The organism is Pseudoalteromonas sp. BSi20311, from assembly GCF_000239875.1.
GTDB lineage: Bacteria > Pseudomonadota > Gammaproteobacteria > Enterobacterales > Alteromonadaceae > Pseudoalteromonas.
Window position 1 is genome coordinate 1 of the sequence record NZ_BADU01000091.1, and the last position, 18,020, is coordinate 18,020.

General features: G+C 40.5%; 18 protein-coding genes and 1 tRNA gene. 10 read left to right on the forward strand and 9 right to left on the reverse strand.

Annotated elements, in window-relative coordinates; all coding sequences use genetic code 11:
* Positions 1-30: 30 nt before the first annotated feature.
* The 6 genes from P20311_RS10815 to P20311_RS10840 form a co-directional block, all read right to left on the reverse strand.
* Entirely contained in the window at positions 31-1,386 is a 1,356-nt protein-coding gene (locus tag P20311_RS10815; RefSeq protein WP_008112674.1) for a sodium-dependent transporter, read from the reverse strand.
* Positions 1,387-1,583: 197 nt separating this feature from the next.
* Positions 1,584-2,873, reverse strand: a complete 1,290-nt coding sequence (locus P20311_RS10820; protein ID WP_008112675.1) for an ATP-binding protein — start codon at positions 2,871-2,873, stop codon at positions 1,584-1,586.
* A gap of 77 nt (positions 2,874-2,950) precedes the next feature.
* On the reverse strand, positions 2,951-3,655 hold the full coding sequence (locus P20311_RS10825) for a response regulator transcription factor (RefSeq protein WP_008112676.1): 705 nt from the start codon (positions 3,653-3,655) through the stop codon (positions 2,951-2,953).
* A 63-nt stretch (positions 3,656-3,718) separates the two neighbouring features.
* Complete coding sequence (locus P20311_RS10830; RefSeq protein WP_008112677.1) at positions 3,719-4,105, reverse strand: DUF3019 domain-containing protein; 387 nt, start codon at positions 4,103-4,105, stop codon at positions 3,719-3,721.
* Positions 4,095-4,952 carry a MipA/OmpV family protein gene (locus P20311_RS10835; RefSeq protein WP_008112679.1) on the reverse strand — a complete coding sequence of 286 codons (858 nt, stop codon included), beginning with the start codon at positions 4,950-4,952 and terminating at the stop codon, positions 4,095-4,097. The genes P20311_RS10830 and P20311_RS10835 overlap by 11 nt, the downstream gene beginning before the upstream one ends.
* Before the next feature lie 406 nt (positions 4,953-5,358).
* The gene (locus P20311_RS10840) at positions 5,359-6,168 is read right to left on the reverse strand and encodes a hypothetical protein (protein WP_008112680.1); all 810 of its coding nucleotides are present in this window, start codon (positions 6,166-6,168) and stop codon (positions 5,359-5,361) included.
* Positions 6,169-6,331: 163 nt separating this feature from the next.
* Here P20311_RS10840 and P20311_RS10845 point away from each other — a divergent pair, with 163 nt between their 5' ends.
* Positions 6,332-7,435, forward strand: coding sequence for a serine hydrolase domain-containing protein (locus P20311_RS10845; RefSeq protein ID WP_370587329.1), 1,104 nt, complete (start codon positions 6,332-6,334; stop codon positions 7,433-7,435).
* Positions 7,435-7,926 (forward strand): histidine phosphatase family protein, encoded by a 492-nt coding sequence (locus tag P20311_RS10850; RefSeq protein WP_008112684.1) that lies wholly within the window; start codon positions 7,435-7,437, stop codon positions 7,924-7,926. The genes P20311_RS10845 and P20311_RS10850 overlap by 1 nt, the downstream gene beginning before the upstream one ends.
* A 54-nt stretch (positions 7,927-7,980) precedes the next feature.
* Here P20311_RS10850 and yhbY read toward each other — a convergent pair whose 3' ends face one another.
* Positions 7,981-8,277 carry a ribosome assembly RNA-binding protein YhbY gene (gene yhbY, locus P20311_RS10855; protein ID WP_008112687.1) on the reverse strand — a complete coding sequence of 99 codons (297 nt, stop codon included), beginning with the start codon at positions 8,275-8,277 and terminating at the stop codon, positions 7,981-7,983.
* Between the two features lie 88 nt (positions 8,278-8,365).
* On the opposite strand from yhbY, the gene rlmE reads away from it, so the two are divergent.
* The 8 genes from rlmE (at position 8,366) to P20311_RS10895 (ending at position 16,567) form a co-directional block, all read left to right on the forward strand.
* Complete coding sequence (gene rlmE / locus P20311_RS10860) at positions 8,366-8,995, forward strand: 23S rRNA (uridine(2552)-2'-O)-methyltransferase RlmE (RefSeq protein WP_008112689.1); 630 nt, start codon at positions 8,366-8,368, stop codon at positions 8,993-8,995.
* A 66-nt stretch (positions 8,996-9,061) separates the two neighbouring features.
* Complete coding sequence (gene ftsH, locus P20311_RS10865; protein ID WP_050949647.1) at positions 9,062-11,050, forward strand: ATP-dependent zinc metalloprotease FtsH; 1,989 nt, start codon at positions 9,062-9,064, stop codon at positions 11,048-11,050.
* A gap of 105 nt (positions 11,051-11,155) precedes the next feature.
* Positions 11,156-12,001, forward strand: a complete 846-nt coding sequence (gene folP / locus P20311_RS10870) for a dihydropteroate synthase (protein ID WP_008112692.1) — start codon at positions 11,156-11,158, stop codon at positions 11,999-12,001.
* Positions 12,002-13,351 (forward strand): phosphoglucosamine mutase, encoded by a 1,350-nt coding sequence (gene glmM, locus P20311_RS10875; protein WP_008112693.1) that lies wholly within the window; start codon positions 12,002-12,004, stop codon positions 13,349-13,351.
* Positions 13,352-13,423: 72 nt separating this feature from the next.
* Positions 13,424-14,173: a triose-phosphate isomerase gene (gene tpiA / locus P20311_RS10880; RefSeq protein WP_008112696.1), complete on the forward strand. Its 750-nt coding sequence runs from the start codon at positions 13,424-13,426 to the stop codon at positions 14,171-14,173.
* 1 nt (position 14,174) lies between these two features.
* Complete coding sequence (gene secG, locus P20311_RS10885) at positions 14,175-14,528, forward strand: preprotein translocase subunit SecG (protein ID WP_008112699.1); 354 nt, start codon at positions 14,175-14,177, stop codon at positions 14,526-14,528.
* 78 nt (positions 14,529-14,606) lie between these two features.
* A tRNA-Leu gene (locus P20311_RS10890) sits at positions 14,607-14,691 on the forward strand.
* A 250-nt stretch (positions 14,692-14,941) separates the two neighbouring features.
* On the forward strand, positions 14,942-16,567 hold the full coding sequence (locus P20311_RS10895) for a methyl-accepting chemotaxis protein (protein ID WP_008112700.1): 1,626 nt from the start codon (positions 14,942-14,944) through the stop codon (positions 16,565-16,567).
* 106 nt (positions 16,568-16,673) lie between these two features.
* Here P20311_RS10895 and P20311_RS10900 read toward each other — a convergent pair whose 3' ends face one another.
* Both P20311_RS10900 and P20311_RS10905 read right to left on the reverse strand, forming a co-directional pair.
* Entirely contained in the window at positions 16,674-17,081 is a 408-nt protein-coding gene (locus tag P20311_RS10900) for a hypothetical protein (protein ID WP_008112703.1), read from the reverse strand.
* Positions 17,082-17,093: 12 nt separating this feature from the next.
* A partial coding sequence (locus P20311_RS10905) for a porin (RefSeq protein ID WP_036985086.1) occupies positions 17,094-18,020 on the reverse strand: 927 nt, incomplete at its 5' end.

Here is an 18,020-nt window from a genome sequence, read left to right on the forward strand (position 1 = left end):
ACATTTGTGGGCCTTTTTTATATTTTATTTTTAGCTTAGTAAAGAATGTAAGAATACTAGGCTAATGGCTATGGGGCATACAAACTTAGTGTACCAAGGCCATATTTTCCAAAATAAGGTGTTATGTACTTCAGGGTTACCTTGCTGGATTGCTTTGAGCAATGACGACCTGTACCAGATCCACCCTACAAAAATACAACACATAAGTCCTAACAAGGGCTGCGCGACTTTAGTCGTTAAGGTGATCACTAAGCCAAATAACGCGCCTAGGTTACATACAATAGTAATACTGACAATGGCAATCAAAGCACCAATTAACCACGTGGCTTGCACACGCTTCATTGCAAAACGCTCTACAGTGTACGACACCGGCGCTTCAAGCATTGAAATAGACGAGGTCAGTGCGGCAATACTCATTAATGCAAAAAAAGCAAAGCCAACAAATAAACCAACACCACCCATACCATCAAATAGGGCGGGTAAAACCTGAAATACTAAAGTGTCTTCTGAGAGCAGCTTGCCTGTTGTTGACGAGAATATTTCAACACCTTGTGCTTGTGCAACATACATAGCCGGGATAATCAGTAAGCCCGCTACAAATGCTATAAATACATCAATAAGCGTAACATAAGCACCCAAAGAGACGAGGTTTTCCTTTTTACTGATATATGAGCCATAAATAATCATTACACTGGTACCCAGTGATAATGAAAAGAAGGCTTGCCCTAATGCACTGACTAATAACGTAGGATCAAAAATAGAAGAAAAATCGGGGACTAAGTAAGCTTTTAACCCCTCAACAGCCCCTTCTTGAGTCATTACATAGGCAATTAAAGCAAACAAAATTCCGAGCAGAGCAGGCATTAAACGTTTTGACCACTTTTCAATACCGTTTTCAACACCGCGGCTAATAATAGCAACGGTTAAAATAATAAATACCACAGTAAAAAGAATATTACGTGTAAGTGACTGTTCACTTAGCCACGAAGATGCAGCATCAGCATCTATGAGTGTGGTTACAGGCTCCAGAGTTGCACTTAACATCCAACCAGCAACAATCGCATAAAAGCTGAGTATAAAACCTGCACATAAAATACCGCCAAAGCCAACAGCAAAAGCAAACTGCTTTTGCCAAGGTTTAGTGGTTAATTTAGTTAATGAAGAAACCGCATTAGCTTGTCCATGGCGACCTATCATCAGTTCTGCCATTAAAGCGGGATAGGCTAAAAAGAAGGCTAGTACTAAGTACGCGACTAAAAAGGCAGCCCCCCCATTACTTGCTGTTTGTGTTGGGAAACCCCAAATATTACCAAGCCCAACAGCAGACCCTGCTGCGGCCATTATAAAACCAAAGCGGGAGCTAAACTCACCTCTGACTGCACTCATATTATTCTGCTTCTCTATTTTTTGACGCCGCTGACAATCTACTGGAATTGTAAATAAATAAAAAGTGCTTATTTGACTAAGTCGCACAATTATTGCGTTTTATTTTCAGATATAAATAACACGTGCGTATTTTGATTATAAATAGCACGATTTCTTTAATTATATTGCGTTAGTTAGAAGCGATAGTGCTTGGTTGATTAACCTTCAAGCTGAGCAATACTTAATGTAAAGCAGGCTCCACCAAGTTGCTCGCTTTTGCTCACTGCTACAGTACCATGATGCCAATCTGCGACTTTGGCAACGATCGCTAACCCGAGTCCGTAACTATTGTCACTGCGATTGCGGTGGCTACGTTCACGAAAGAACGGGCTAAATACTTTATGGTTATTTTCTTGAGCTATTCCTGGGCCATCATCGGCAATGCTAATAACTAAAACGTGTTCTTGCACTGAAGCGGTTACTTTAATGTGATGATGTGCAAAATCGCAGGCATTATTAATTAAGTTAGCGATTGCTCTTGCTAGCCAATGTAAGTCCGCATATATAGTATGATCATCGCACTCTAAAGAGATTTTGAGCGAACGTGCGGCTATTTTAGGTTCAAGTTGCGACATAATATCACTGAGGTAATGTTTAATATTTGCTGATGAGTAAGTAAGTTTATTGGCATTTTGTTCCAAAGTAGCAAACGCTAAATAGCTTTTTAACATTGACTCCATATGATCCAAATCGGTCTCCATACGGGTTAAATAATGCTTTATTTTACTCTCGTCATGAGTATCAAGGGCGGCGTCAACACCAAAGCGTAAGCAGGCTATTGGAGTTCTAATGTCATGGGATAGGCTTGAGGCCATCAGTTTATTTTCAGCAACTAACTTTTCAATTTGGCTCGCCATACGGTTAAAAGTCAGTTCCACATCTTTTATATAGGTAAAACGAGAGGGCTTAATTCGCGCTTTAACGTTACCAGATGCAAACTGTTTTGCTGCATCATTTAATACCGTGAGGCGTTTTGCTAAAGGGGTAATAATAAAACCCATAAAAACACATAAGCCAGTATAAAATAGCAGTGTTAAAATAATATCGTTTCGTTGTGTACTCTCGAAAGGCTTATCTAAACGCATGGTTAAATGATAAGGGCTTAATGCATCATTCGTGTAGAGCATGTAAAAGCCTTGCTCGTCCTCGAGTATTAACCCGCCTTGGGTTTGCATTTTATCTAATAACTCTGATGGCAGTGCGAGCGACTGGTTTAATTTGTAGTTAAGAGCTAGATTAAAATCTCTGGCTAACTGAGTAACCTGCTCAGGGCGTGCTTGTGGTTTTATAGCCGTGAGTTGTTCACTTAAACCAACAATAATTTGGCTTTGTAAACTAAACTCATCGAGTGGCGCATGCGCTTGTTGACTAAATGCATCAATGAGCCAACCTAAAACAATAATTGAAAGCAGCGCACTGCCCAGTAGTGAAATATAAAACTTTTTCATTGATGCTATTCCATATTAATAGCGCAGGCTTGGTACATTAAAGTGACGTTTATTTATAAGCACTCTGGTATTAAAACTTACCACGCTGTAGTCACGAATAAATAACCACGGCCCCAAATAGTTTTTATTTTTTCTGGTTTTTGCGGATCATCATTAAACTTTTTACGTAAAGCAGAAATAAGTACATCAACGCTTCTATCTAAGCCATCATACTCCCTGCCTTTGGTTGCTTTGAATACCGCATCACGCGATACTACTTGCCCAGCGTTGCTCGCTAAATAATGCAGTAATAAGTACTCTGCGCTTGAAATATTTATATCTTGTTGGTTGAGTGTGACGTTACGAGATTCGGTATTAATACTTAATTGACCGATATTGATCATACTCGTTTGAGCATCAGTGTTAGGCATGTCGTTGCTGTAACGTAAAGCCGACTTAATACGGGCAAGCAATGCACGAGGGCGAACAGGTTTTATTATGTAATCGGTAGCACCGACTTCAAGTCCAATGACCTCATCCATTTCTTCATCTCGTGCGGTGAGCATAATTATAGGGGCATGATAAAAGCTTCCTAACTCACGACATACACTAATACCATCAAGTCCGGGTAACATAATGTCGAGTAAAATAAGTTGTGGATTTAAATGCTTTACTTGGCTTACAACCTCATCACCGCGATGACACACATGCACAATATAACCTTGCTCAGTTAAATACTCAGTCACCCATTGTGCAAGAGAGATATCATCTTCAACCAGTAAAATAGTACCGTAATTATCCATAAGCTTTCTTCGTATACCTAAATGATATTTTAGCTAGTAAAATGTGTTTAATAGTTGGCTGATTTAAAATAATCGCCAGCGCCGCTTTTTTTGCCTATTTTGATACACCCATTGTAGTTTTACTTCGCTTACAGCAATGACCTGTGATGTATTACTATCAAATAGCTCAAATGAAATGCTTTGTGTTGAGTCAAAAGCATAATTAAACGAACCTTGTCGCTGTTTAAGCCAGCACTGCATAATGTACTTTGAAGTCGCGTCGCGTAAGCAATAATTCCCTACTTCCGGTTGCTGCCATGATAAAACCACATCGGCGTAACAATGGCGTCCTTCACGTAAGGCGACACAGGTATCCGGTACGGCAGTAAGCTCACTGGGCGCTTGTGTTGTCACTGCAAGCAAAGAGCCTGAATATGTAAACAACAAACAGTAAAAAAATCTAAAGTACATAACGCAGGCCTACCTTGGCTTTGTGTTGATATCCTTGGGAAATAATTGGGCTGTCATCAATTTCTTTTGAAAACCATGTAGTTAACCAGCCTGCTAAAAATACCCAATCTTGATTAATTGGATATTCAGCATGAAATTCAAACATAATACTGGTACTGGCGTCGGTATTATAAATAGGACGGGTTGCGTTTGCTTCATCGCTATCAATACCAAAGTAATAGTTTGTAAAATCAGCAGAGTAGGCGCTTAGGCCAATTCCGGAGCGAAACTCCCAATTGCGCCAAGGTTGAATATGGCTGAAAAACACATTGGCAACCCAGCCGTTATGAGCACCAGATATATCATGTAAGTATTCAAGGGAAATTTGTGAATTTTCAAATCGGTGTGTTAATCGAAGGCCGGTGTCAAAATCATAGTTACGCTTTTTTATACCACGCAGTGGATCAATTACCCCGTCGTTGTAAAAGCCTAAACCTTGCTCATCAAACCCCGCTTGAATATTGGTACCTAATAAATCAAGGCCCCAATCATATTTGTTAATTAAGCTATAGCCTAAAACAAGTCCACCGCTGAGCTGATTATGGTCAAAATCAAGATAAAAATTATCGTAAGAAACGGCAAGACTCAAATCTAGCTCTGCGCCAACATCATAGGAGTTCATGCCAACTAAATAAGAGTCTTCAATGTAATAACCCGCACCAGCACTCCAATCCCAAGCAAACCCAGTTGTGGGCTCTAAGGTATTATCGGCATAGTAACGATTACTAGCGTTGCTTTTGGCACTAAAAATGGCGGCAACTAATAAGGCTGCACAACCAAAAGATTGTTTAAGTGAAGTATGCGTCATCCTTGGAACCTTAATTAGAGTTTGCTAAAGAGGCAAGGGTCTGTTGACCTTTGCGGATTAATATTTGTTCAAACTAGGGGCGGTTTAATCGCGGCGCGAGGTTTGTAACCTTGTGGGCTAAGTAAAAACCGAGCAAAGCTTCCGCGTCCTGCTTACGCCCCTTACCTACATCCATGTAGGCAACAAAGAGTAAATCGCCCCTAGGCAGAACCTTTCGGGCAGCGCCTGTTTGGCATTGATGCTGCGTTATCGCCTATTTATGGGGAACAACCACACCACATAGGCTCTGCCTTGCCTAAATACCAAACAGACTGCTGCAAATTCAACCTTGAAAGGTCAACAGACCCTAGTATATTGTCAAACTCTTGGCTAAATCTGTAAAAAAATGTAGCGGTCGTCCTAACAACTACTGAACTTTAATTTTATCAATAAGAATACTGCTTAGATAAAATTGCATCATGGGAGTGAGCGCGCTTATTTCGGTGCGTGTACATGGCCCATTTAATTTAGTTAAACGACTCAGTTTCGTAATGGTTTTATACGCAGGGGCCGTTACTTCACTATTAAGTTCAGCTCGTTTTAGGCGAGCCTGCTCGGTGTTGTGCTTATGTATAAATGCAACAACTTCCAGCTCATTAGTGATCTTCTTTTCTTCGCTGAAGCTATAAACTAGAGGTTCACGATGAAAGCTTGCACTGTCAATTGATGATTTAGCAAACCACACCACATCGCCTGATGCTTTGTGAGTAAGTCGCATGCTAACTTGGGCTAATATATTTGCGCATTGTTGCGAGGGAAATTGCTGCGCAACTTTTGAAAACAGTGAATATGGTTTTTCTGGTTGCGCTAAGGTGTACTTGGCGTCATCTATAAATTCTAGATCAACCTGATGAATGGCTAACGTGTAATCGCTATTCTCGCTTGTGGTCACCTTAAGTTGTTTATCAATTAAGGCTTGGCTTATTTGAGAGACTAAAGTGTCTGTGACGCTTGCACGGTCTACAATTACTCTAACGGTTTGATTTTTTTTCACGTTGTGAGCGGGTAACTGCACCGACTTCACTTTTGGTGAAGCATGCTCAGTTTCATACTTTAACTGGTAAGTTTGGCTCTTAAGCATAGGCTTTGCAGGCATTGCTAAAGGCTCTGCGGGTTGTTTAACGACAGCACAACCTGACGCTAATATTATAAAAAGTGATACAACTAAAAAACGCATAAATATTTTACATCCACTCAAAAGCCATTGTTCGGACATATTGTACGTTAGTCCGAACAAAAGTTCATGATATTATAACGGTCGATTATGACTAAAAAAGAAAAATTAGCTAAGAATGAAGTATTTTAACACCTTACCCTTTTACTTTTTTGCTGTGTGCCTTATGGGGACGCATTTGCAGGCGAGCGCAAGCACAGATCCTGATTGGGAAGTATTTGTTAAAAGTTATGGACGCTATACAGAAAAAAAACTAAAAATAAAAAAAATCCCAGGAGGAGCGCTTTCTATTGTCAACTCCCAAGCGCGTGACTATATCCATACTATGGGCCATACAAAGGTACGCAGTGGACAAAAAATTAATCCGCACACTCGGTTTCGTTTAGCTTCAGTATCGAAAACATTTGCAGGGTCGTTAGCGGCTAAACTTGCAAATGAACAGCGGCTCAACCTTTATTTGCCTGTTAGTCACTATTTACCTGACTTTAAGCAAACTGGTTATAAAGATGATTTAAAAGTTTTTCATATTTTAAGCCATTCTAGTGGGTTAGTGCCCAATGCTTACGATAACTTAATTGAATCGCGAATGGGGTATAACGACATTGTTGAAAAACTATTGAGTGTTAAACCCATTTGTGACCCTGGTGATTGTTATGGTTATCAAAATGTGATGTTTAGCTTAATTGACGACGTGATTTTAAAAAGCACCAACAAAACCTATACCCAATGGCTCAATGACGCGTTTTTTACCCCTTTAGAAATGAATGATGCTAGTTTAGGTTACGATGCCATGGTGCAAGATAATAACTATGCACACCCTCACGTGCGTGGTAAAAAGCGTTGGTATAGCGCCCGTTTAAAAAAGAATTATTACAAAGTTGCACCCGCGGCAGGGGTTAACGCCAGTGCGTCAGATATGGCTATCTGGTTAAATGCGCAATTAGGGCAATATCCAGCGGTATTATCATTAGACGCATTAGCTACCCAAACGCGTCCGTACACGCACACTAAAAAAGAACGTTATCGACGGGTGTGGCGAGAACACATGAATGAAGCCTATTATGGGCTGGGTTGGCGTGTGTATGATTATAATGATGAAACGCTTTACTATCACAGTGGTTGGGTACAAGGATACCGAAGTGATTTAGTGGTTTTTCCGCATTTAAACGTAGGCTTTAGCTTAATTTTAAATGCAGAAACAGGGCTTATTAATGAGCTTACCACGGAATTCATAGACCGTTTATTGGCATACAAACGAGGCAAAAAATAATGAGCTCATTGATAAAGTCAGCATGGATAGCATTAGTGTTACTCGTTTGCCATCCTGCTTTTTCTGCGCCTGAACAACTTTATTTGTTTCGCCATAGTGAAAAACAAACAGGCAGTAATCCATATTTAACAGAGCAAGGGCAGGCGCGTGCTGAGTATTTGGTTTCGTTGGTTAACATTTATCCACACATAACTTTATACAGTAGTAATTATAACCGCACATTAAGTACTGCAGCGCCCTTAGCCGCGTATTTTAATATTAAAACGATTACCTATAATGCTGCAGATTTAACGGCATTGAAAAATCAGTTGTTGGCACAAGACGGCGTTGTGGTGGTTATAGGGCATAGTAATACCACACCGCAACTGGCTTCATTATTAAGTAACCAAGCGATTGAAAATATGGATGAGGAGCAATACGGGCACTATTATTTGCTTAATAAGCTTGAGGATGGCAATTACAGATCAAAATTGCGAACAATGGATTTTTAATCATGTACAAAAAAACCAGCCGAAGCTGGTTTTTTAGGATTTTTAAACGGATTATTAGCCGCGAGGCAACTGAATTTTTTTCTCAGGGCTTTGACGGTAAAGCACAATCGTATGACCGATTGTTTGTAATTTGGTAGCCCCTGTTTCGCGAACAATGGCATCAAAAATAAGCTTTTTGGTTTCACGATCGTCAGTTGGCACTTTCACTTTAATTAATTCGTGAATTTCTAATGCGCTTTGGATTTCAACTACTACGCCTTCGGTTAAACCGTTAGAACCTAGTAAAACTACAGGCTTAAGGCTATGTGCCTGACCTTTTAAAAACTGCTTTTGTTTGTTTGATAATGTCATGATATTACAAATTTTGCTGAATATGGCTTGAATTAAGGGTATTCTAACGCCATCTAGAGAATATTACTAATTAGTTGCGTGTTAATTTATGACAAATAAAAAACAGTCAGCCAGTTCACAGCGTTGGCTTAAAGAACATTTTGATGATAAATATGTTCAAGAAGCGCAAAAAAAAGGCTGGCGCTCTCGAGCTGTTTTCAAATTAGACGAAATCCAAAACAGAGATAAGTTATTGCGTCCAGCAATGACAGTGGTTGATTTAGGCGCAGCTCCAGGGAGTTGGTCACAATACTTAGCAGAAAAAGTAGGTGACAAAGGCCAAGTGGTTGCGTGTGATATTTTACCTATGGATTCATTAGCGGGTGTTGACTTTTTACAAGGTGACTTTCGTGAAGAGGCTGTACTTAATGCGCTATTAAAACGCATTGATGGTAAAAATGTAGATGTGGTATTGTCTGATATGGCACCTAACATGAGTGGCAATAACTCGGTTGATCAGGCAGGTAGCATGTACTTGGTTGAGCTTGCACTTGATATGTGCCACCAAGTTTTAAAGAAAAATGGCGCGTTTATTGTTAAAGTATTCCAAGGTGAAGGCTTTGATCAATATTTGCAAGATGTACGTAATAGTTTTAAAGCAGTGAAGATACGTAAACCGGATGCCTCGCGTCCCCGTTCTCGGGAAGTATATATAGTAGCGACTGGATACAAACTGTAGTACAGTTGCTTGGCGTTTAGTTGAATTTAAATTAATTGGATACAAGAGGTTAACCCCTTGAGCGATATGGCGAAAAATCTAATACTCTGGCTGGTTATTGCAGTTGTGCTTATGTCAGTATTTCAGAGCTTTAATGGCGGCGATCAAGTTGATCGTCAAACAAGTTACAGTCAATTTGTTAAAGATGCCCGCAGCGGCTCTATACAAGAAGTGTCTATTGAAAGTGGCAGTGGCACAATTACTGGCATAAAAAATAGTGGCGAGCGTTTTCAAACGATAATGCCGATCTATGATAAAGATATTTTAAATGATTTGTTAAAAAGCGATGTAAATGTCAAAGGTGTTAAACCTGAGGAACAATCGTTTTTAGCAAGCATTTTCATTTCTTGGTTCCCTATGATACTGCTAATTGGTGTGTGGATTTTCTTCATGCGTCAGATGCAAGGTGGCGGTGGCAAAGGCGCCATGTCATTTGGTAAAAGTAAAGCCCGTTTAATGAGTGAAGATCAAGTCAAAACGACTTTTGCTGATGTAGCTGGCTGTGATGAAGCCAAAGACGATGTAACCGAGCTGGTGGACTTTTTACGTGACCCTTCTAAGTTCCAAAAATTAGGTGGTAGTATTCCTAAAGGTGTACTTATGGTTGGTCCTCCTGGTACGGGTAAAACCTTGCTTGCTAAAGCGGTTGCTGGTGAAGCAAAAGTACCATTCTTTACCATCTCGGGTTCTGATTTTGTTGAAATGTTTGTGGGTGTAGGTGCATCACGTGTACGTGACATGTTCGAACAAGCTAAAAAAGCAGCACCTTGTATCATTTTCATTGATGAAATCGATGCGGTAGGGCGTAAACGTGGTGCAGGTATGGGCGGCGGTCACGATGAACGTGAGCAAACGCTTAACCAAATGCTAGTTGAAATGGATGGCTTTGAAGGTAATGAAGGTATTATCGTTATTGCTGCGACTAACCGTCCTGATGTTTTAGACCCAGCATTACTTCGTCCTGGTCGTTTTGACCGTCAAGTTGTGGTTGGTTTGCCAGATATTCGTGGTCGTGAGCAAATCCTAAAAGTACACATGCGTAAAGTACCTTTAGGTGATAACGTTGAAGCAGCAGTGATTGCACGTGGTACACCTGGTTTCTCAGGGGCTGATCTTGCTAATCTAGTGAATGAGGCCGCTCTTTATGCAGCTCGTGGTAATAAGCGTGTTGTTAGTATGGCTGAATTTGACGCTGCAAAAGATAAAATCATGATGGGTGCTGAACGTAAGACCATGGTGATGAGCGAGCAAGAAAAAGAAATGACGGCTTACCATGAAGCAGGTCATGCCATTGTAGGTCGTATGGTGCCTGAGCACGATCCGGTTTATAAAGTATCTATTATTCCACGTGGCCGAGCGTTAGGTGTGACAATGTATTTACCAGAGCAAGACCGTGTTAGCCATTCTAAAGAACTGCTTGAATCTATGATTTCTAGCCTCTATGGTGGCCGTATTGCAGAAGCCATTATTTATGGTGAAGACAAAGTAACTACAGGTGCAAGTAACGATATCGAACGTGCAACTGACATTGCTCGCAAAATGGTTACACAATGGGGTTTAAGCGAAAAGCTAGGTCCATTACTTTATGCTGAAGATCAAAACGAAATGTATATGGGTGGCGGCGGTGGTCGTTCTATGAGCATGTCGGATGAAACAGCCAAAGTAATTGATGCAGAAGTACGTTTATTCTCAGACCGCAACTATCAACGTGCAGAATCAATATTGAAAGAAAATATTGATATTTTACACGCAATGAAAGATGCACTGATGAAGTATGAAACTATCGATGCGAAACAGATTGATGATTTAATGGCACGTCAGCCAGTACGTGAACCACGTGATGCGCATGACCGTCATGAAGCTAAACCAGAAAAAGAAGGTGTTTCTAAAGATAAAGCAGTTGATGAAATCCAAAAACCAACTGACGAATCTAAAAAAGATGAGTCTAAGAAAGATGAGTCTAAGAAAGATGAGTCTAAAAAAGATGAAACAAACCTTGATGATAAAGCTGAATAATCGTTAAAATAACGTATCCAAAAGCCCCGAAGTTCGGGGCTTTTTTGTATCAGTTTGCTGTGATTAACCCAAATTACACTCAACAAACACATATTAAGGATAGCGATGAATAATAAAATTAACCTTGCGCGTGGTCGAACGCTTGACCTTAGCGAGCCCGTTATTATGGGAATAGTAAACGTTACTCCTGATTCATTTTCGGATGGTGGCCAGTTTTTTAATACGACAGCTGCGCTAAATCATGCGATGCAATTACTTGATGATGGCGCGACTATTCTAGATATTGGCGGCGAATCAACACGCCCAGGTGCCCCCGATGTTAGCCTTGAAGACGAACTGCAGCGCGTAATTCCGATTATTAAGGCTATTCGTGAGCAAAGTGATTGCATTATTTCAATCGATACCAGTAAAGCTGAAGTCATGCGTCAAGCCATTGAAGCCGGTGCGGATATAGTAAATGATGTGAGAGCTTTACAAGAGGACGATGCGCTTGCTGTCGTTGCGCAGTACCCTGATGTGGCGGTGTGCTTAATGCATATGCAAGGACAGCCGCGAAGTATGCAAAACGACCCTCACTATGATGATTTAGCAAGCGAGATAAATGACTTTTTTAACCAGCGAATCGCTGCATGCGAAACTGCTGGCATAAAGCAAAGCCAGCTAATATTAGACCCTGGTTTTGGCTTTGGAAAAACACTTAAACACAATTATCAAATATTGGCTCAATTTAATGACTACGCGCAGTTTGGCTTACCGCTGCTGGCAGGGTTATCACGTAAGTCAATGATTGGTAATTTACTCAACAGAGATACAGAAAATAGATTAGCAGGCAGTTTAGCTGGCGCATTAATAGCTGCACAAAATGGTGCGCATATTATTCGTGTGCATGATGTAAAAGAAACCGCAGACGTGCTTGGCGTATATCAAGCCTGCAAACAAGGAGTACTTTAAATGAAAGAAAGAAAATATTTTGGCACAGATGGTGTGCGTGGTTTAGTGGGGCAAGGACCTATTAATCCTGAATTTGCAATGAAACTAGGTTGGGCTGCAGGGCGTGTATTATCGCAACACGGTACAAAAAAAGTCATTATTGGTAAAGACACTCGTATTTCTGGTTACATGCTTGAAACCGCACTAGAGTCTGGTCTAATTGCAGCCGGTATTGATGTTATTTTACTTGGTCCTATGCCAACGCCTGCCGTTGCGTATTTAGCGCAAACGTTTCGCGCAGAAGCAGGTATTGTGATCAGTGCATCCCATAATCCTTACTACGATAACGGTATTAAGTTTTTTAATGGCCAAGGCTTAAAGCTAGATGATGTTGTAGAGCTGCAAATTGAAGCCATGCTTGACGAACCAATGACATGTGTAGCCTCTGATAAGCTAGGTAAAGCAACACGCTTATCAAGCGCTGATGGCCGTTATATTGAGTTTTGTAAAAGCCAGTTCCCACAAGGCTTATCTCTTGAGGGATTAAAAATAGTCTTAGATTGTGCCAACGGTGCAACGTATCACATAGCGCCTTCAGTAATGCGAGAGCTTGGTGCTGAGGTGATCACTCATGCGTGTGAGCCAAATGGGGTGAACATTAACCACGAATGTGGCGCAACTCACGTAGATACACTAAAGCAAAAAGTACTTGAGCATAAAGCGGATGTAGGTATTGCCTATGATGGCGACGGCGACCGTGTAATGATGGTTGATCATAATGGCCGTGTATTTGATGGTGATGATTTAGTTTATATTATTGCCTGTCAAGCTGCTCAAGATGACAACTTAGGTGGTGGTGTTGTTGGTACTGTAATGTCGAATATGGGCCTTGAGAATGCATTAAAAGCTAAAAATATTGCTTTTGCTCGCAGCAAAGTGGGTGACCGTTATGTGATGGAGCTACTGCAGCAAAAAGGCTGGAAAATAGGTGGTGAAAGCTCAGGTCATGTTTTAAATCTAGATTTGATTAGCACTGGCGATGGCATTATTTCAAGCTTGCAAGTACTTGCTGCTATGGTGGCACAAAACCGTACACTTCAAGATTTAGGCGCTGGATTTACTAAGTACCCAATGAAAATGATTAACGTGCGATACACTGCCGGTACCGATCCGACCCAAGCGCCAGAAGTGCTTGCTGCAGTGGCTGAAGTAGAACAAAGCTTAGCAGATAAAGGCCGCGTATTACTGCGTAAATCTGGTACTGAACCTGTTGTACGGGTGATGGTTGAAGCAGAACAAGAAAAAATAGTTATCGACAGCGCACAGAAAATAGCAGCGGTTGTCGAATCTATGAGCAAACAAACTGATTGATAACAATAACCTCTTGTAACTTTGGGCGAGTCGAGTTAATATCTCGCCCGCTTTCTAATATGGAGTGGAAAAATGGCAACACGCAAGGCGATGGTCGCAGGCAACTGGAAAATGAATGGCTCATTAGAGCTTGTTGAACAACTGTCTGATGCTATTAACAATGTTAAATCTGCTAAAGTAAACATTGTTTTATTTCCTCCGTTTCCACTGGTATCAGCAATGATTGCAAGTGGTGTAACTACCGGAACACAAACCGTTTCAGAGAATACACCCGGTGCTTTTACTGGTGAAGTAGATGCCCAGCTGATTAAACAGTTAGGTGCAAAGTATGTACTGGTTGGTCATTCAGAACGACGCAGCATATACAAAGAGAGTAACGATACCGTGGCGGCTAAGTTTGCTCGCGCACAACAAGTAGGTTTAACGCCTATTTTATGTGTTGGAGAGAGCGAAATAGAGCAAGAAAACGGGCAAACAGAACAGGTAGTTGCTGCGCAGATTGACGCAGTAATTAATAAATTAGGTGTAGCAGCACTGAAAGAATCTGTGATAGCATATGAGCCCGTTTGGGCTATAGGCACAGGTAAGACTGCATCGCCTGAACAGGCACAAAGTGTTCACAAATTTATCCGTGACAAAATTGCTTCACTAGACGGCGATTTAGCACAAGGGCTAACCATCTTATATGGTGGTAGCGTTAATGAAAAAAATAGCGAATTATTATTTGCACAAACAGATATAGACGGCGGGCTAATTGGCGGCGCAAGTTTAAAAGCAGAATCATTCACTGCTATCTGCAATAGTGCAAAAGGGACCGTATAAGATGTACGAAATTTTATTAGTAGTGTATTTAATTGTAGCTTTAGCGCTTGTTGGTATGGTTTTGATCCAGCAAGGTAAAGGTGCTGACATGGGCTCATCATTTGGTGCGGGCGCATCGTCTACTGTTTTTGGTTCTTCAGGAGCCGGTAACTTTATGACGAAAACAACAACAACTTTGGCAACAATCTTTTTTGTGTTGAGTATTGTTTTAGGTAACCTAACTGCCGGTCAAATTAAAAAGACTGACGAATGGGAAAACTTAGAAGCTGCTCCAGCTGTTGAAACTGTTAACCCAGTTGAAGAAGATGTTCCTGTAACATCAACTAAAGAGCAAAGCTCTGACGTACCAAATTAATTTAGTTTTAAATCGTTAAGTTGTTTATTTCCCTCAAATAAACATGCGGACTTAGCACTAAGCAATAGCTTAAAAAATGCGGATGTGGTGGAATTGGTAGACACGCTACCTTGAGGGGGTAGTGCTTTCGGGCGTGGGGGTTCAAGTCCCCCCATCCGCACCAAATACAAAAACCAGTAACAGTAATGTTACTGGTTTTTTTGTGCTTGAAATTTAAAATATTAAACAACTCTTTTTAGATTAATGTTGAACATTGGAGAGAACACTCTATATTTCAATTGTTAGTGTTTATAAAAGAATACTGCTGTATATTTAATTTTATGTATAAAAAGCGTCGAAAATTAAAAATAAAGTTAACATTTTTGCATCTTAAGCCGATAATAACTATAGATAATAAAACGGGGTAAATTAATATGGCTTCAGGTTTCTCTTTTAAAAACCTCAGCATTACTAAAAAAATACATGCAATTACATCTATAGCGATTATCGCATTCTTAGTAATTGTTTTGGTTAATTACTTTGCTATGAACGAAAATCGCATATCACTTGATGAAATGGAGAAATCTTCTTATAAAGTAGCCAAATTAACCCTGGCTAACGTAAGTATTTTAGAAAAGTTAGATGAGTTATACACTCAGGCTGTAACCTTTGGTGAACAAGACTTAGTAACAAAAGCGGGTGAAACTTATCAGCAGCTCACTACGAACTTAGACGCAATAGAAGCAATTAATGCATCATATGTTGATAGCGACACAAAAACGCGGCTGGCTAATTATGAGAAAATATCTTCAACTATCGCCAATGGTATGGTTAATGGCACGGCTGACTTTAGCAAAATACAACAACAGGCTCAGCTTAAAACAAGCCTTTTTGAGGCTGTTTTAACTAGCTTTAAAAGCGCGCAGCAAAAAGCAGATGATCGCTTTTTCCAACTTGTTGCTAATACAAAAGCACGCTCAGATGATGCGCTTAATTTAATGCTGCTTGTTGCGGTTGTATCATTAGTGCTGCTGTTACTTATGGCTATTTGGATTGCACGTAATATTGGTTCATCAGCCAGTGATGCCGCTAATAACCTGAGTCTTCTAGCAAGTGGCAAAGGGTCGTTAAGTACCAAGCTTGCCGTTAACTCTGAAGATGAAATAGGGCAGGTGTCTATAAACTTTAATGCCTTTATTAGCCTACTAAGAGAAACCGTTTTAGAAGTAATAGCGGTATGTGAACCGTTAATGGAAAATTCAACCCGGCTTGTGCAAGGAATGGAGCGAGCTGAGCGAGCAACCACTAAACAAACCACTGATGCCGATGTTGTTAAACAGTCGATGGAAGAAATGAAGCAAAGCGTTGGTGATATTTCACAATCAGCTGCGAGCGCATCTAATGCCGTGCAAACAGCAGAAAAAGAAGTAGATCAAAGCCGTGCGCAAGTAAAAATGTCTGTTAATGCGTCGCGCACTTTAAGTGATGAAATTAATATAGCGGCCAACACCATTAATAAGTTAGCAGATGACACTAAAAATGTATCGCAAATACTAAATGTAATCACCTCCATTGCCGAGCAAACAAACTTGTTAGCGTTAAATGCTGCAATAGAAGCTGCGCGCGCAGGTGAACATGGTCGTGGCTTTGCCGTGGTTGCTGATGAAGTCCGCGAGCTTGCATCACGCACAGCACAGTCAACCAATGAAATTCGTGAGCTATTAAGTACCCTAAGTGTTGCTGCCAATGAATCTGTAACGGCTATGACCTCTGCAAGAGACATGGCAACCGATAATGCCAGTGCAGCAGAGCAAACCGGTGTCTCGATTGAAAAAATAGCAGAGCAAATACTAGAAATTAATGGGATGAACTCGCAGATTGCAGCAGCAACTGAAGAGCAAACCTCAGTGGCCGCAATGGTTGTAGACAACGTATCTAATATGCATGTTTCATTTGAAGATACAATGAGCTCACTTAAAGCAGTAAGAGATGTGGCTAAAAACTTACATTACCTTTCAGATAACCTATTAGATGCAACTGCTAAGTTTAAAATTGAGTAGTCGTTAAGACACTACTTTAACGTTTTATGAAGGTTGTAAATGTTATAGATATAAAAAAGCCCGCAATAAAGTATTTATTGCGGGCTTTTGTTTTTAACCTAGTAGATTAATATTTACCTACTACTTTTACTTTATCACTTGCTTTAGCGCTGTCTATATAGCCAATTGCATCTGCATTAGCAGCTACAAAATCAATTACTGCTTGGTCGTTATCAAGTTTACCTGGAGGCGTGCCTTTACCAGTAAAAACCAGTTTTGACCAATAGGCATTTAATTGACTGCCTGATTTGCCAACAAGCTTGTCGTTAAATTCATCAGCTACTGCATTACCATTTTGGTTAACAGGATTTACTTTGGTACCATCAGCAAACGATTTGCTCTTGCCAAGGTATATTTTTTTAATATCATCTTGGCTCACTGCATTGGCATTAGCTGGATTTACAATTACAGCAACTTCAGCAAATGCTATTGTGCTACACAGTGTTAGCATGCTGGCTAAAATTAATTTTTTCATCATACGCTCCTATTAAAATACTAAATCAACGCCAACGGCGACTACGTCAGTTTCAGTATTTGTTATGTCATCTTCAAAGCGACTAAAATCTACTTTTAAGGCAGCCATTGGGTGGAAGTCATAGCGAGCACCAATCGTGTATACATTACTCTTAGCTTTAGAGCCTTCTAAAGCTTGGTTAAGACCTGCGTTTAAAGTTGGAACAGTTGGTAGTGCATTATAACGGCTGCTGTCGTGCTTATCGTCGTTGTTTTCGTATGTTAAGTGAACGGTTACCTCGTCCATACGGTAGCCTAAAGAGGTGTAGTATTGAGTTTGTTTAGCGAGTGCGCTGTTTTCAACTTCAAATTCTGTGTATTCGGCATCAAACAAGATATTGTTGTAATCGATTGAGAAACCGAAAGCGAGGAAGTAGCTATCATCCTCATTTATTGCTATATCATTTGCTTGGTCTGAAAACCCTGAACTACGAAGTGCTTGCTCAAGTCCATTAAGAGCCATACCTTCAGCCGTATCATTTTGAATACCGATACTCGTATCTGCAATGAAATATGCAGCGCGAGCACTAAACCAATCGTATGACAATGACCAGTTAACCCCGGCCATGTTGTTAAGCTCGGTATCTCCATTTACTGATACTACAGCGATATTATCGTCGAAGCTGCCATAAACAACTTGCACAGTCGAATCCCAATCACCAAGTTGAGTTGTATGTAATAAGCTTAGGCCATCATAGGTTGAGAACGGTAAGTTATATACAGACTGAGGCGGACGTACCCAGCGGTAGGTATAGCCAACATCTAAAAAGTCAGAATAGCGAAATAGAGGAAGACGCATTTTTCCTGCGCTTAATTGTAAGTCATCTGAGAATTCATATGTTAAGTACGCCCATTCAAAATCAGCGTCAAAATCATTTGCCCCGCGAGCTACTATCTGCGC

Bases quoted from the DNA above. Each gene is read 5' to 3' on its own strand.
- P20311_RS10815 (WP_008112674.1), bottom strand. From the start codon at position 1,386: ATGAGTGCAGTCAGAGGTGAGTTTAGCTCCCGCTTTGGTTTTATAATG.
- P20311_RS10820 (WP_008112675.1), bottom strand. From the start codon at position 2,873: ATGAAAAAGTTTTATATTTCACTACTGGGCAGTGCGCTGCTTTCAATT.
- P20311_RS10825 (WP_008112676.1), bottom strand. From the start codon at position 3,655: ATGGATAATTACGGTACTATTTTACTGGTTGAAGATGATATCTCTCTT.
- P20311_RS10830 (WP_008112677.1), bottom strand. From the start codon at position 4,105: ATGTACTTTAGATTTTTTTACTGTTTGTTGTTTACATATTCAGGCTCT.
- P20311_RS10835 (WP_008112679.1), bottom strand. From the start codon at position 4,952: ATGACGCATACTTCACTTAAACAATCTTTTGGTTGTGCAGCCTTATTA.
- P20311_RS10840 (WP_008112680.1), bottom strand. From the start codon at position 6,168: ATGCGTTTTTTAGTTGTATCACTTTTTATAATATTAGCGTCAGGTTGT.
- P20311_RS10845 (WP_370587329.1), top strand. From the start codon at position 6,332: ATGGGGACGCATTTGCAGGCGAGCGCAAGCACAGATCCTGATTGGGAA.
- P20311_RS10850 (WP_008112684.1), top strand. From the start codon at position 7,435: ATGAGCTCATTGATAAAGTCAGCATGGATAGCATTAGTGTTACTCGTT.
- yhbY (WP_008112687.1), bottom strand. From the start codon at position 8,277: ATGACATTATCAAACAAACAAAAGCAGTTTTTAAAAGGTCAGGCACAT.
- rlmE (WP_008112689.1), top strand. From the start codon at position 8,366: ATGACAAATAAAAAACAGTCAGCCAGTTCACAGCGTTGGCTTAAAGAA.
- ftsH (WP_050949647.1), top strand. From the start codon at position 9,062: ATGGCGAAAAATCTAATACTCTGGCTGGTTATTGCAGTTGTGCTTATG.
- folP (WP_008112692.1), top strand. From the start codon at position 11,156: ATGAATAATAAAATTAACCTTGCGCGTGGTCGAACGCTTGACCTTAGC.
- glmM (WP_008112693.1), top strand. From the start codon at position 12,002: ATGAAAGAAAGAAAATATTTTGGCACAGATGGTGTGCGTGGTTTAGTG.
- tpiA (WP_008112696.1), top strand. From the start codon at position 13,424: ATGGCAACACGCAAGGCGATGGTCGCAGGCAACTGGAAAATGAATGGC.
- secG (WP_008112699.1), top strand. From the start codon at position 14,175: ATGTACGAAATTTTATTAGTAGTGTATTTAATTGTAGCTTTAGCGCTT.
- P20311_RS10895 (WP_008112700.1), top strand. From the start codon at position 14,942: ATGGCTTCAGGTTTCTCTTTTAAAAACCTCAGCATTACTAAAAAAATA.
- P20311_RS10900 (WP_008112703.1), bottom strand. From the start codon at position 17,081: ATGAAAAAATTAATTTTAGCCAGCATGCTAACACTGTGTAGCACAATA.